The organism is Variovorax nivicola (assembly GCF_051216475.1).
Taxonomy (GTDB): domain Bacteria; phylum Pseudomonadota; class Gammaproteobacteria; order Burkholderiales; family Burkholderiaceae_C; genus Variovorax.
In genome coordinates this window covers 350,031-364,230 of record NZ_JBPJZK010000006.1, presented here as the reverse complement: position 1 = coordinate 364,230, position 14,200 = coordinate 350,031, and the positions used below count along the sequence as shown (strand labels likewise).

Sequence of the window (14,200 nt, the reverse complement as noted above, 5' to 3'; positions counted from 1 at the left end):
CGACTTCATTGGCGGCAGGCCCGACCGTCCGGTGATCGTGGGGCGCGTGTACAACGCCGACCAGATGCCGCCGTTCGCCTTGCCGGGCGAGGCGACCAAGAGCGGGATCGTCACGCGCTCGAGCAAGGGTGGCTCGGAGGCGACGGCGAACGCGTTCGTGTTCGAGGACAAGATGGGCGCCGAGCAGATCCTGGTGCACGCAGAGCGCAACCTCGACGTGGAGGTGGAGGGGGACGAGACGCACACGACACAGAAGACGCGCACGACGCTGATCAAGGGGCACGAGTCGGCGACGTACGAGTCGGGCGAGGAGAGGCACATCACGCAGGGTGCGGTCGAGACGATCGACGGGGGCGAGGAGCGCACGGTGACGGGTGGTGCGAAGGAGACGGTGACGGATGGCGAGAAGCGCACGATCACGGGCGGGGTGATGGAGACGATCAGCGGGGGTGAGACTCGCGTGGTGAATGACGGCATCGTCGAGACCGACAACGGCGACGTGCTGCTCGTGGTCAATGGAAGCACGATGCGCCTGGTGACCGGCGCGGACATCCGCATCACGGCGGCCGGGCGGCTGGAGATCATCAACGCCTTCGACGGCAAGCTCGTTCTCGGTCCGCACGCGACCGCCGTGACCGGCACGAAGACGGTGTCGGCGCCGACCATGGTCTACAACAGCAACAACTACACGATCAAGACCACCAACTACACGCTCAACGCGGACGTCGCCATCCTCAATACACCGGGCTACACAGGCAATGCCGCCGACCAGGGCTGGGTCGACCAGCAGAAGGACATCGTGTCGAACCGGCACGTGAAGCTGTTCATCGGTTCCACCGACCTGTTCGGCATCAAGCTGCAGTTGGCGGGAGTGAACACCATGCTCAGCGCCATCTTCGCGAACTGGTCGTACTTGTTCTGGCTCGACGCGCTCATCAACATCAAGGTCAATGTGAAGAGCCGCGTCGCCGCGGGCACCGTCCAGAAAAAGGGGCCGTTCGTGGTCACCGTCAATCTGAAGCGCAACAAGAAATGAGCGCCGTCCGGGCAGAAAGGAAAGGCATGCCATGGCAAGAGTAGTCCGTGCCCACACGCCGCTCGCCGAAGACCAGTTGTTCTTTCGCGCGATGCACGGCAGCGAGGCGCTGTCGGAGCTTTTCGAACTGGAGGTCGAGCTGCTGAGCCCGAACCCGTCCATCGACGGCAAGTCGCTGCTCGGCAAGTCGATGGCACTGGAGATGAAGACCGCGACCGATGCGCGCTTCCTTCATGGCGAGGTCACGCGCTTTGCGCAGACTGGCCGCGAAGGCGGCACTGTGCGCCACACGGTGTACCGCGCGACCGTGCGGCCGTGGCTGTGGTACCTCACGCGCTCGAGCCACAGCCGAACGTTCCAGGGCTGCACGGCGGTCGAGATGATCGAGGAGGTGCTCGGCGCTTACGGCTATGCCTACGAGAAGAAGCTCAATGGCAGCTACAGGGCCTGGGACTTCTGCGCACAGTACGAGGAATCGGACTTCGCCTTCGTCTGCCGGTTGATGGAACTCGAAGGCATCTACTACTGGTTCAGGCACGAGAAGGACCGGCACACGCTGGTGCTGGTGGACGACATCGCGGCACACGACGAACTGCCGGGCTACGCCTGCATCGACTGCTTCGCGACCGACCGCGCCATCACGGACGACATCGAGGTGATCGACGACTGGCAGGTGACGGCCGAGGTGCGCTCGGGCAGCTACACGGTCAACGACTTCAACTTCACCACGCCCAAGGCCGATCTGGCGAACACGCGCGTGCAGCCGCTGGCCACCGGCAACGCCGACTACGACATGTACGAGTGGATCGGCGACTACGGCGCGAGCGGAGACGGTGAGCACTATGCGCGTGTGCGCCTGGAGGAAGCACAGTCGCTCGCGGACCGCAGCGCGGGCCACGCCACGGTGCGCGGCATGGCGCCGGGATACCGCTTCACGATGCGCGGCTCGCCGCGCGACGACGACAACCGCGAATACCTGCTGGTGTCGGTGCACTACGACTGGCGCGAGGGCGGGTATGCCACTGCGGCGGATGCGACGGGAGGCTCCGTCTTCGGCTCCGGATTCGTGGTGCAGCCCGCGGACAGGCCGTTTCGCGCGCCGCGCCGCACGCCGATGCCGCGCACCACGGGTCCGCAGACCGCCACCGTGGTCGGCCCCGAGGGCGAGGAAATCTGGACCGACGAATACGGCCGCGTGAAAGTGCAGTTCCACTGGGACCGCGTCGGGCAGAACAACCAGGACAGCTCGTTCTGGGTGCGCGTTTCGCAGGCCTGGGCGGGCGATTCTTTCGGCACCATGCACGTGCCGCGCATCGGGCAGGAGGTGATCGTCGACTTCATCTCCGGACGCATCGACCGCCCCATCGTGATCGGCCGCGTCTACAACGCCGATCAGATGCCGCCGTTCGATCTGCCGGCGGAAGACACCAAAAGCGGCATCGTGTCGCGCTCGACCAAGGGCGGCTCCGTGGCGAATGCCAATGCGATCGTGTTCGAGGACCGCACGGGTGCCGAGCAGATCCTGCTGCACGCCGAGCGCAACCTCGACACCGAGGTGGAAGGGGACGAGACACACACGACCGAGAAGACGCGCACCACGCTCATCAAGGGCCACGAGTCGTCCACCTTCGAGTCGGGCGAAGAGCGCCACATCACAGCCGGCGCGGTCGAGACCATCGACGGCGGCGAGACGCGCACCGTGCACGACGGTGCCACCGAGACGGTGTCCGGTGGGGAGATCCGCACCATCACCGGCGGGGCGACGGAGATCATCAGCGGCGGCGAGAAGCGCATCGTCAACGACGGCATCTTCGAGACGGTGAACGGCGACGTGGTCGTCACCGTCAACGGATCGGTACTGCGGCTCGTCGCGGGCTCGGACATCCGTATCACCTGCAGCGGGCGGGTCGAGATCATCAATGCCTTCGACGGCAAGCTGGTGCTCGGCCCCGACAACACGGTGGTCACCGGCACCAAGACTGTCTATGCACCGGACATCACCTACAGAAGCACCGACCATACGGTCAACACCACCAACTTCACGATCAACACGGAGGTGACGACCTACAACACGCCGAGGCAGGAGGTGAACGCCGACAGCCAGACCTGGTACCAGCGCAATGTGAAGGAAGGCACTGGATTCCAGGCCACGGCGACCTTGGCGTCCTACGACCTCTACGGCATCAAGATCCTGACCTCGGGTCTCAACTGGATCAATTCCGGGATCTTCGTCAACCTGTCGCTGGTCAACTTCATCGACTGGGTGTGGCGCAAGGAGAACGTCGTCATCAAGCTGAAGACGACCAAGGCTGTGGAGGTCGACGTGGCCCTGGAAGAAACACAGTCCGGCGACATGAACGTCACCGAATGATCCCGTACTCCACGAAGGAAAAATATCGAATGGCATGGTCTGACATAGTGCTCGGCACGGTGGGTGCGATCGCGATGGTCGCGGCGGTGATCCTGTCCGTCTTCCTGGTGTGGAGCACCGTGACCACCAACTCCGAATACAAGCAGGAGGAGCGGCACTGGGCGCAACTGCGGGGCCATGCACGGCATGGTGAGGCCGAGGTGCTCGGGCTCGCGCGCCCTCCCGGCCAGCTCACCAAGCGCAGCCGGCATGGTGCGGGCATGACGGCGACCGAACTGCGCCTGGCCTGGCGCGACGAACAGGGCGAACTGCGCGAGGCCACGCTGAGGACCTTCATCGACGAAGACCTGCTCTCGACCTTCGTCAGGGGTAGCAAGGTGCATGTGCTGTATTCCGACACCGTGCCGCCGGTGGTGGCGATCGATCGCGATCGCACGCAGGTCGAGATTCCGAGCACGACCGCCGCATGAAGCTCTTCAAGCCGCTGCGCATGAGCATGCTCACCCGCCCTTTCATCAAGGACCGACGCCACTGGCTGGGGATGACGGCGATCGTCATGACCGACGGTTTCGGCCCCGATGCGAAGCTTGTGCCCGAACCCGATTGCTGGAAAACCTTTGCCAACGAGCTCGGCAGCGAGTTCTCCTTCGATCTCGGCATGCCCAAGGTGAATCCCGAGTTCCTCGTGGCGGGCAACGCCTACACATGCCACCAGCCCGACCGAACGCAGAGCGCGGTGGCGGTGCGGGTCGGCCGGCGCACCAAGGCTCTGCACGTGTTCGGTGACCGCTTCTGGGTCGATGGCCGCGCGAGCGCACCGCGACCCTTCGACATGTTGCGGCTCGACTGGCAGCATGCCTTCGGCGGCCCCGGATTCGCCGAGAACCCGGATGGCATCGGCCATGCCCATGAGCTCGTCAACGGCCTGCACACGCGGCGCCTGCCCAACATCGAGCTGCCGCACGCGATGCTGCGCCGCCCCGACCAGCAGGTCGCGCCTGCGGGATTCGGCCTGGTCGGCATCGAGCGGCCCTCGCGCGCGCAGCGCCTGGGAAAGCAGTACGACGAGCACTGGAAGCAGAACCTCTTTCCGGGCTATGCACGCGACATGGACTGGAACTACTTCAATGCCGCGCCGCCGGACCAGTGGCTCGCGCCCGGCGATGGCGAGCTGGCCGGCGCCGAGTTCGAGATCACGAACATGCATCCCGGGCATCCGGTGCAGCGGGGTCGCATTCCCGGCTGGCGCGCACGCGGCTTCGTGGTGCGTGGCAAGCATCACTTGCACAGCCTCGACGGCGCGGTGCTCGAAGACCTGCCGTTGCGCCTGAGCACCGCATGGTTTTTCCCGCACCTGGAGCGTTTGGGCCTGATCTATCACGGCGTGACCGAGATCGCCGAGGACGATGCCGCCGACATCAGCCACGCCATGATGGCGATGGAGGAGGGCAGTGCACCTCCACTGCCGATCGCGGACTACCGCGAGGTGCTGGTGATCCGCTGCGAAGCCGAAGATCGTGCGCTCTACCTCCTGCACGATGAGCAGCTGATGCCCGAGCACATCCTGGGTCCGTGGCCCGAACTGGACATGACCGCGCTGCCGCCGACGCCCATGCGGCGCAACATGGAAGCGCGCGCCGAGCGCATGCGTTCGGAAGTGCGGGAAAAGGCCAAGGCGGACGGTGTCGACATGAGTCGCTTCGAAGCGCAGGAAAGCGAGATGGCGGCGCACAAGCCGCCGACGTCGATGCACGAGTTGCCGGCCTACATCGCGAAGACGCGCGCCATGATCGCGGAGCAGCGCGCGAAGATGGAGCAGGTGCGCGCCGAGATGGCGGAGGCAGCCGAAGCCAACGCGGTCGAATCGCGCAAGGCGGGCTTCGACACCTCGAAGCTGATGGGGCAGAGCATCGCAATGAAGCAGAAGGGGCCGCCGAAGGTCGACGCCTGGTCGCGCATCGAGAAGCTGCGGCAGTCGCCCGCCGCGCCGGGCACGCGCCCCATGTCGCAGCAGGCGGCCGATGAATTGAAGCAGCTGTCCAGCACCGCCGGCGACCAGCTCATTGCCAACTACCGGCGCATGGCCCAGCACCAGGATGCGGCCGATGCGATGTCGCCCGAGGCGGCCGCGCAAACGCGTGCGCAGGCCGAACGCATCCTGGCCGATGGCCGCGACTTCTCCGACCTGGACCTCACCGGCGCCGATTTCTCTGGCATGGACCTGCGCGGCACGCGCTGGCGGCGCACGCTGCTGGAGAGCGCCGACTTCAGCGGCTGCGTGCTCGACGACGCCGACTTCGGCGAGGCACTGCTGGTGCGCGCCCGCTTCTCGCGCACCTCGCTGCGCGGCGTCGGTTTCGCCAAGGCCAACATGGTGCTGGCCGTCTGCGAGAACGCCGATTTCTCAGGGGCCCGCTTCGACGGGACCCAGCTCGACGAGCTGCGTGCCGAGGGCTGCGACTTCTCGGATGCGAAGCTCGACGACCTGACGCTGGACAAAGCCTATTTGAGCGACTGCAGGTTCGACCGCGCACAGCTCGTCTCGGTGGACTTTTTCGACGAGAGCGAACTGCACCGGGTCAGCTTCGACCATGCGCGCCTGCGCAAGGTCTCCTGGCACAAGTGCGTCGTCTCCGGGATGACTTTTACAGGCGCTGCGCTCGACACCTGCGACTGGACCGACAGCGAATGCCGCGGCGGCGTCGATTTCTCGGATGCGCGCGTGGAGAGCACCTGCTTCGTCGGCGCCAGCAAGCTGGGCGAGACGAAATTCCAGCGTGCGGTGCTGATCGACTGCAACCTGCGCGACGCGGTGCTCGATGCAACCGACTTCACCGGCGCGCGGATGGACAACACCGACTTCTCGAACGCCTCGATGCGCAATGCCGTGCTGGTGAACGCCGACGCCCGCGATTCCAGCTTCGTGCGCACCGATCTCACGGGCGCCACGCTCGCCGGTGCGAACCTGATCGGCGCGAACCTGCAGAAGGCCTTGCTCGCCTCGGCCAACTTTCATCGCGCGAACCTGTTCCAGGCCGACCTGGGCCAGTGCTTGATCGACAAATTCACCCGTTTCGACGAGGCCTACACCGAACAGGTCAAGACCGTGCCGAAGCGCGCGCCGGAGCAGGACACGCCATGACGCCCACACGCATCCAGGCCATGGTCCAGCGGGGCGACGAGGTCCGCGAGAAAAACCTGAAGGGGCTGAACTTCCGCGGCTTCGACCTGTCGGGCGGCATCTTCCTGTCGTGCGATTTCAGCGGCGCCGATCTGTCGGGCGCGAGGCTCGAAGGCAGCATGTTCAACCAGTGCCGATTCGCCGATGCGGACCTGGCCTCGGCGGTGCTCGTCGAATGCGTCTTCAGCCGGTGCGAGGCGCCCGGTGCGCGCATGCCCGGCGCGTCGCTCGACGGCGTCATGTTCGAGGGCTGCAATCTGGCGGGCGTGGACTTCTCGGGCGCCGACCTCGGCCATGCCTCGTTCGCCGATGACGTCCTGGACGATGCGTCGTTCGCCGACGTCCGCCTGGAAAAGCTCAGCGTCCACGGAGGCTCGCTGCTGCGCGCCGATTTCTCGCGCGTGCTGGTGCGCGCGACGTTCTATCGGACCGACCTGCGTTCGGCGGTGTTCGCCGGCTGCAGCTACGACAAGACCATCTTCATCGAGTCGAAGCTCGTGGGGCAGGTCTTTCGCGGCCAGTCTTTCGAGAACTGCCAGTTCACCGACGCCGATCTCAGTGACTGCGACTTCGAAGACGCAACGCTCGTGCGCTGCAACTTCAAGGGTGCGCAGCTCGAAGGCGGCAACCTGCGGCGCGTGCGCGCGCCGCAATGCCTGTTTCCGCAAGTGCGCATGAAGGGCGTGGTGTGCGCGGGCGGTGTGTTCACCCAGAGCATCTGGATCGACGCCGATCTGGAGGGTGTCGATTTCACGGGCGCCGATCTCGAGCAATGCGTGTTCCACCGCGCACGCTGCGGCACGACCAGGTTCGGCGAATCGACGCTGACCTACGCCGATTTTTCGTATGCCGACTTGCACGACGCCGACTTCGGCGGCGCCATGTTCATGCGCACCAAGATGCACCGTGCGCTGACCGAAGGCACGCGGTTTTCCGATCGCGGCGGCCTGCTGCCAAACGATCCCGATCTTTTCGCTGCCGAGGAATTCTCGGCGCGCGGAGCCAGACCCTGACAAGGACATCGAGGTTTCCCATGAATGTCACTTCCCTGAGATCGCCATCGACCCAGCCGGCGGCCGCCGAACACCGCGCGGGCCCGGAGAGCGGCGCCGTCAACGCGCTCGGAAGCGTCACCTCGGCGTTGCCCGGCGGCATTTACAGCGTGGAGAGCGAAGGCCGCCTGCTGCATTGCCAGCGCGCCGCCAGCTGCCTGCTGCGTCCCGAGATCGGCGACCTGGTGCTCGTGAGCGGGCCCGATGCAAAGCGCCTCTATCTCACCGCGGTGGCCGAGCAGGCCGATGCGCGCACCTCGCGCCTGGATGTGAGCGGCGATCTCACCCTGGCTTCCGAGCGCGGTGCAGTCAGCATCGAAAGTGCGACGCAGCTGTTGCTGCAGGGCCGTGAAGGCCTGCGCATGGGCACGCCGCAGCTGGAAATCGACGCCGACACGGCCGACTGCCGCGTGGGCCGGCTCGCCTACCAGGGCGAGGAGGCCGAGGCCAGGGTGCTCAGCATCCGTGTGATCGGCCGTGTCTACGAAGCCATCGTCGAACGGCTGGTGCACCTGAGCAAGACCGCATTCCGGATGACCGAGGGCATCGACCAGGTGCGTGCGTCGCACATCGACTACCAGGCCAGCGAGATGGCGCGACTGCATGGCAAGAACACCGTGGTCACGGCGCAAGACCTTATCAAGGCCGACGCCAGCCAGATTCACATGGGCTGAAGCACAGCCCAAGACTTTCCAACCATCGAAGGAGACGCCGCATGTTTGCCAATTGCCAATTGATGGGCATGGACCTTGCCTTTCCGGACGTCTGCAAGTCGCCGGCCATTCCGATTCCGTACCCCAACTTCGCGCTCGGCCCCACCGCGATTCCGAAAGCCTGGAACATCCTTTACCTGTGCACCCCCGCGCACAACCTGGCAACGCGCACGCCGATCACCTTCGGCGACAACGCGGGCATCGGCCTGGGCGTGGCAGTACAGAGCGTGATGGGCGAGTCGCGGCACACGCTTGGCGCGTTCACGATGCTGATCAAGGGCTCGGCGCAGACGCGCCTGACGAGCATGACGCGACAGAACCGCGGCAACGCGATGGGCATGCGCATCGTGCCGAGCCAGCCCAAGATCCTGGTGCTGATGGCCTGAGGGCGTGCAGGTAATTCAGGTTGCTGCGATCTGCGCTGGCGCCGCCGTCCCCGCCAGCGTCACCTGCTGCGGAAACCCCACCCACACCGCCAGCGCCGAGTAGTTGTCCTGCGTCTCATCGGCCTTGGCCTCGGCTGCGCGGCGGATCAGTGCGAGCCACTCTTCCGCGCTGTCGGCCAGCTGCAATGAGCGTTCCATCACTTGCTGCGAGATCAGCTGCCACAACCCGTCGGTGCAAAGCAGGAATGCATCGCCATCGGCCAGGCGCTGCGGCGCGGTGATGGTGGCTTCGGCCGTGGCGCGTGCACCCAGCGCGCGGTAGAGCAGGTTGGTCTTCACCAGACGCTCGCCACCGTTCTGGTGGCTTGCGGCCGCATCGCCCGAGCGCTCCGACAGGCTGTGGTCTTCTGTGCGCTGCATCAGCGCGCCGCGGCGGAACCAGTAGAGGCGGCTGTCGCCCACGTGGGCCCAGCAGGCCTGGTTGCTGATGCGGTCGATGAACAGCGACACGAAGGTCGCGCTCATGCGGCTCTGCTCCGTGAGTTCGCGCTGCTTCGCAAGAATGGCGTCGTTGGCTGCCTTCACGCAGCGCTGGATGTTGTCGGCGGCCAGCGAAGGAGCATCGACAAAGGTGTTGAGGGCGGTGTCGACGGCGATGCGCGAGGCCAGCTCGCCGCCGGCGTTGCCGCCCACGCCGTCGCTCACCACGAAGCAGCCGTTGCGCTCGTCGAGGTGGTAGCCGATGGCGTCCTGGTTGCCGCTGCGTTCGCCCACGCAGGAGAACTGCGAGGTTGATATGGGCACGGCAAAAGAGCGGGTGGCTTCAAGCACGGCGTGCCTCCTTCAGCCGTTCCATTTCCTTGTCGTAGGCCTGCTGGAAGGCGCGGCCGAAGACGGCCTGGAAGTCGTCTTCGACGGCTGCGGTCGTTTCGGTGTGCAGCTGTTGCAGCTCGCGCCACAGGCGCGCCTCGCGGCCGCCGGGCAGCAGCTTCTCGCCCAGGCTGCCGTCGTGCGGGGTCTCGCGGCTCAGCACGGCGGGATCGAAGCGCTTGAGCAGCGTGAGCAGCGCGGCGCGCATGCCGGCAACCATGCCGAGCTGGTGCGACTGCAGGTCGCCGAGCGCGTCGTGCACGGCGGCCTCGGGCGGCAGGAAGCCGGGCATGCGCGCGCCGAACATCTGCATCAGCACGGCGCGGCCGTTGGGCAGGATCTTGAACGGATTGTTTTCCTCGTCCACGATCATCGTGATCTCGGCGCGCACCTCGCGCTTGAGCATGGCGCGCGATGACAGCAGCTCGATGGTGCCGTCGGTGAAGGCCCTCATGATGCGGCCCAGGCGCTGCATGGCCTCAATGTCGAGCGGCTGCTGGCCGGCGACTTCGGGGACGCCTGCGCCTTCGAGGAAAGCCTTGAAGAGGGCTTCCGATGAGGATGATGGCGCTACGGGTTGTTGCGCCACCGGTTGCGCTACTGCTGCGGCGACGACGGGCGCGACCGCGGGTTCGGCAGCTACGGGCGGCGCCACGACAGGCGGCGGCTCGGGCGGGCTCTCTTGCACCACGGGCGGCGGTGCAGGAGGAGGCGGAGGAGGTGGTGGAACGGGCGCAGGCGGTGGCGGTGGCGACGGTGCCTCCACCTTCACAGGTTCGACAACGGGCGCGGGTGCGGGCGCAGGCGCCGGCATCGCCACCGGATTCGGCGGACGGAACTGCGCCGCCACTTCGCGCGCATGGTTCGAATGGCTGTACCCCTGCACGGCGGGCCTGTTGTTCTGCAGCAGGTCGAGCGCGGGGTGCGTGTCGCCCGGCAGCATCGGGTCGGTGTGCGTCAGCGCGGTGGGGCGCGGGTCGGTCAGCGGCGAATGCGCGCTCTCGTCGGCCGCGAAGAACGAGAGCGGATCGACGCCGCGCTTGAGCGCCATGTCCGACATGTCGTTGGCCGCGTCAGGGTTCAGCTCCGCGAGCGGGTCGACCGGGTTGCGGCGCGCCTGCGACGGCAACTCGAAGGGCTCATGCGCCATCGGGTCGGGCATTGGCGCGGGTGTACTGTCGACACGGCGCGGTGCGTTGGCGAGGATGGCGTCCCAGTCAGCCGCGGAAGGGATCTGTGACGATGCAAGGGTCGGGCTCGCTTTCGGTTGTGGCGGCGGCGGTGCGAACGGCTGCAGGGGCGCGGCGAAAGACTCTCGCGGCGCTGGTGCGTACACGGGCGGCTGCGTAGGCGGCGGCACGGGCGTTGCCTGCCGCGGCGGTGGCATCGCCACCGTGGGTTGCGTGTCGCCGATGGGCAGTGCGCCTTCGCCGAACAGATCGGAGAACACGTCGGATGTGCCGGAGGAAGGCAGCAGCGCGTCGATGGGGCTCGCCGACATCGGCGCGGCCATTGGCGGCTGCACCGATTGCAGCGGTGGTGGTGGGGGCGGGGGAGGTGGTGAAGGCGGTGGCACCGGAGCCGCAGCCACCGCAGGCGCCGCACGCTGCGCGCTCGCGGCCTCCAGCAAATAGCTTCCGATCGCCACGCGGTCGCCATCGGCCACGCGCGCTTCCTGCTCGTGCGCGAGCGTGTGTCCGTTCACGCTGATCGGCAGCACCGCGCTCATGTTGCGCAGCACAGCCACGCCGTCTTCGTCGAAGCGCACGGTGGCCTGCAGGCGCGAGATCTGTCGCTGTTCGTCGGGCAGCACGAGGTGGTTGTCGGGGCTGCGTCCGATCGTTCCGCCGGGCGCGGCGAGCAATGCCGAAGGGCCCGTGGTCACCGGCTTGCCGGCATGTTCGATCACTGTCCAACGCATGGCTTCTCCGTGTTCGTCGTCTCGCGCCGCGGCACCGTGGCCGCCGCGATGTTCTTCATCAACGCTTCATTCGCTTGGCGGCCTCGAACGCGGGGCCCCACACCGGATGCTTGCGCTCCGCCACGTTGAGCTCGAAGGTCGGGAACGCATCGAGGATCTTGCGGAACTGGTTTCGGCATTCGGCCACCTGGTTGCCGACGCAGTAGCTGAAGGCCTCGAGCTTCATTGCATCGAGCCGGGTGCCCGGCTCGGCGCCTTCGAACACCGACACGCCGCCGCTCTTGAGCGTGCTGACGGCCTTGGCATAGTCGCCCTCGTCATACGCTTGCTGCGCCTTCTCGAGCGTGGTGCGCGCCACTTGCTGGCTCAGTCGTTCGGGTTGCGGCGCGGGCTCCGGCGGTGGTGTGGTCGTGCAACCCGCGACCACGAAAAGAGCGAACGCCAAAGCAGGCAGACATGACTTCAATCTTCTCTCCTACCTTGCAAAAGGAATGCTTGAGATAGTGTGCCGCTGTGTTGCGACATGCACGTTATGCGCCATCGTAAGTGCGCATGACTTCGATAATATAGGCCGCGAACCCTCGGGGAGATTTCAATGCATCGACGAAGCTTGCTACAAGGCGCACTTGCCACCACACCGTTGTTTGCGGGCCTCATCAGTGGATGCGCATCGACAGCCAAGTCCATGCCCACGCCCTACGCCGTCACCGTCAGGATCGACGACGGCGTCAACCCCGACGGACGCGGCCAGGCCGCACCCATCCTCGTCAAGGTCTTCGAACTGAAATCTTCCGGTAACTTCGAAACCGCAGACTACTTTGCACTACAGGATCGCGACCGCGAGACGCTCATGACCGAGCTTGTTAACGCCGACCAGGCCATCATGCGCAGCGGTGAAGAGCGCGTGTTCAAGCGCGAAGCAGGACTCGACTCGCGCGCCATCGGCATCATCGCGGGCTATCGCAAACTCGAGGCCGCGCGCTGGCGCATCGTGTTGCCGCTGAAGGAACCGAAGCAAACCAACCTGTACAAGGTGTGGCAGTTTTCGCCGAGCGAGCAGGCCGTGCACGTTGCCGTGCGCAAGACGGGCATAGAGCTGCTACCAAGTCGTTAATTTCCGGCTTGGGGTGCTGGCTTGCTAGTACGAAAGTGCGAGAAATTCGTGAGCGAAATGCGGTGCAAAACGTAAGACGCGCCGTGTAGCATCAGGAGCAAAACAAGTGGACCGGGAGGCCGCTCCTCAGCGCATCTCCCGCTTCGATGTGAGCACTCCCCAGGAGGTCTTTTGGTGACAGTTCGCAATTCGGGCGCCGCAAAGAATGGCGCCCATCCGCAGGCATTGGCGAATCGCGTGGTGTGGTCCGAAGGGATGTACCTGCGGCCGCAGCATTTCCAGCAAATGGAACGCTATGTCGAGCAATACGTGACCCGGCGCACCGCAGGCCTGCAAGGTGCCTATTGGGGTTGGCTGAGTCTGGAGATCGACCGCGACGCGTATGCGCTGGGCCGTGTGTCGCTGCTCGGCGGCGCGGGCGTGATGCCCGATGGCACGCCGTTCTCGTTCGGTGCCGAAGACGCGCCACTGCCTTATGAAGTGCCGACCGATCTCACCGACGAGCTCATCGTGCTCGCGCTGCCGTTGCGCAGGCCCGGCAGCGAAGAGGTCATCTTCGCGGAAGACGAGGGCTCGGCCGCGCGCTTCGGCGTGATCGAGCGCGAAGTGAACGACGGCAATGCGGTGGCGCTCGGCCCCGCCGTGCTGCAGCTCGCCGCGCCGCGCCTGCGTCTTGCACGTGCTTCCTCGCTCACCGCCGAATGGCAGGCCATTGGCGCGGTGCGCGTGATCGAGCGGCGCACCGACCACAAGCTGGTGGTCGATGCCAACTACATTCCGCCGGTGCTCGACGCTTCTGCGCACGCAATGCTGCGCAGCATGATCGCGGAGCTGCACGGCCTGCTCACGCAGCGCTCCGAGGCATTGGCCTCGCGGCTGTCGCAGCCGGGGCGCGGTGGCGTGAGCGAGGTCTCTGACTTCCTCTTGCTCGAGCTGGTTAACCGCTACCTTGCGCTCACGTGGCATTCGCAGCAGGCGGTGCAGGTGCACCCCGAGAACCTGTTCGTCGACTGGCTCAAGCTGGCCTGCCATCTGGCCACGCACACATCACCCACGCGCCGCCCGGTGCTGTGGCCGATATACGACCACGACAATCTCAATGAGTGCATCCGTCCGCTGCTCGAAGAGCTGCGGCGTTCACTGTCGGCCGTGCTCGAACAGAGCGCGATCGCCATCGAACTGGAAGAGCGCAGCCACGGCGTGCGCGTGGGCCGTATGCCCGACCCGGTGCTGGTGCGCAACGCGGGCTTCGTGCTCGCGGTGCATGCCGACCTGCCGGCTGATGCCATTCAGCAGCGCTTCCCCACGCAGGTGAAGATCGGCTCGGTCGAGCGCATCCGCGACCTTGTGCAACTGCAGTTGCCGGGCGTGGTGGTGCGTCCGTTGCCGGTTGCGCCGCGGCAGATTCCGTACAACGCGGGCTACCACTATTTCGAACTCGACAAGAGCGGCGACATGTGGCGCCAGCTCGAAAAATCGGGCGGCGTGGCGATGCACCTGGCCGGTGACTTTCCCGGGCTGGCCATGGAGTTCTGGGCCATCCGTCCGTGAGGGAC

Annotated in this window: 12 protein-coding genes; 9 read left to right on the top strand and 3 right to left on the bottom strand. The window is 66.0% G+C overall.

The window, feature by feature from the left end; all coding sequences use genetic code 11:
* The 7 genes from ACSFBF_RS25340 to ACSFBF_RS25310 all read left to right on the top strand — a co-directional run.
* Nucleotides 1–1,036 (top strand): bacteriophage T4 gp5 trimerisation domain-containing protein (locus ACSFBF_RS25340; protein WP_435471834.1); only part of this gene is annotated, 1,036 nt, incomplete at its 5' end.
* Between the two features lie 31 nt (nt 1,037–1,067).
* Entirely contained in the window at nt 1,068–3,407 is a 2,340-nt protein-coding gene (locus ACSFBF_RS25335; protein WP_435471832.1) for a type VI secretion system Vgr family protein, read from the top strand.
* Nucleotides 3,408–3,436: 29 nt separating this feature from the next.
* Nucleotides 3,437–3,877 carry a hypothetical protein gene (locus ACSFBF_RS25330; RefSeq protein WP_435471830.1) on the top strand — a complete coding sequence of 147 codons (441 nt, stop codon included), beginning with the start codon at nt 3,437–3,439 and terminating at the stop codon, nt 3,875–3,877.
* Entirely contained in the window at nt 3,874–6,549 is a 2,676-nt protein-coding gene (locus ACSFBF_RS25325) for a DUF2169 family type VI secretion system accessory protein (protein WP_435471828.1), read from the top strand. Before ACSFBF_RS25330 ends, ACSFBF_RS25325 begins: the two co-directional genes overlap by 4 nt.
* A complete protein-coding gene (locus tag ACSFBF_RS25320) occupies nt 6,546–7,601 on the top strand; it encodes a pentapeptide repeat-containing protein (RefSeq protein ID WP_435471826.1) in 1,056 nt (351 codons plus the stop codon). Before ACSFBF_RS25325 ends, ACSFBF_RS25320 begins: the two co-directional genes overlap by 4 nt.
* Before the next feature lie 20 nt (nt 7,602–7,621).
* Nucleotides 7,622–8,314, top strand: coding sequence for a DUF3540 domain-containing protein (locus ACSFBF_RS25315; RefSeq protein ID WP_435471824.1), 693 nt, complete (start codon nt 7,622–7,624; stop codon nt 8,312–8,314).
* A 41-nt stretch (nt 8,315–8,355) separates the two neighbouring features.
* A complete protein-coding gene (locus ACSFBF_RS25310) occupies nt 8,356–8,739 on the top strand; it encodes a DUF4150 domain-containing protein (RefSeq protein WP_435471822.1) in 384 nt (127 codons plus the stop codon).
* Between the two features lie 15 nt (nt 8,740–8,754).
* Here ACSFBF_RS25310 and ACSFBF_RS25305 read toward each other — a convergent pair whose 3' ends face one another.
* Genes ACSFBF_RS25305 through ACSFBF_RS25295 form a run of 3 tightly spaced genes read right to left on the bottom strand, consistent with a single transcriptional unit; the run spans nt 8,755 to nt 11,975 of the window.
* Nucleotides 8,755–9,570, bottom strand: a complete 816-nt coding sequence (locus tag ACSFBF_RS25305) for a PP2C family protein-serine/threonine phosphatase (protein ID WP_435471820.1) — start codon at nt 9,568–9,570, stop codon at nt 8,755–8,757.
* Entirely contained in the window at nt 9,563–11,530 is a 1,968-nt protein-coding gene (tagH, locus tag ACSFBF_RS25300) for a type VI secretion system-associated FHA domain protein TagH (protein WP_435471818.1), read from the bottom strand. The genes ACSFBF_RS25305 and tagH overlap by 8 nt, the downstream gene beginning before the upstream one ends.
* Before the next feature lie 58 nt (nt 11,531–11,588).
* Entirely contained in the window at nt 11,589–11,975 is a 387-nt protein-coding gene (locus ACSFBF_RS25295) for a TssQ family T6SS-associated lipoprotein (RefSeq protein ID WP_435471816.1), read from the bottom strand.
* Between the two features lie 150 nt (nt 11,976–12,125).
* Here ACSFBF_RS25295 and tssJ point away from each other — a divergent pair, with 150 nt between their 5' ends.
* Both tssJ and tssK read left to right on the top strand, forming a co-directional pair.
* Entirely contained in the window at nt 12,126–12,644 is a 519-nt protein-coding gene (gene tssJ, locus ACSFBF_RS25290) for a type VI secretion system lipoprotein TssJ (protein WP_435471814.1), read from the top strand.
* 255 nt (nt 12,645–12,899) lie between these two features.
* Nucleotides 12,900–14,195, top strand: coding sequence for a type VI secretion system baseplate subunit TssK (gene tssK, locus ACSFBF_RS25285; protein ID WP_256217028.1), 1,296 nt, complete (start codon nt 12,900–12,902; stop codon nt 14,193–14,195).
* Nucleotides 14,196–14,200: the final 5 nt, after the last annotated feature.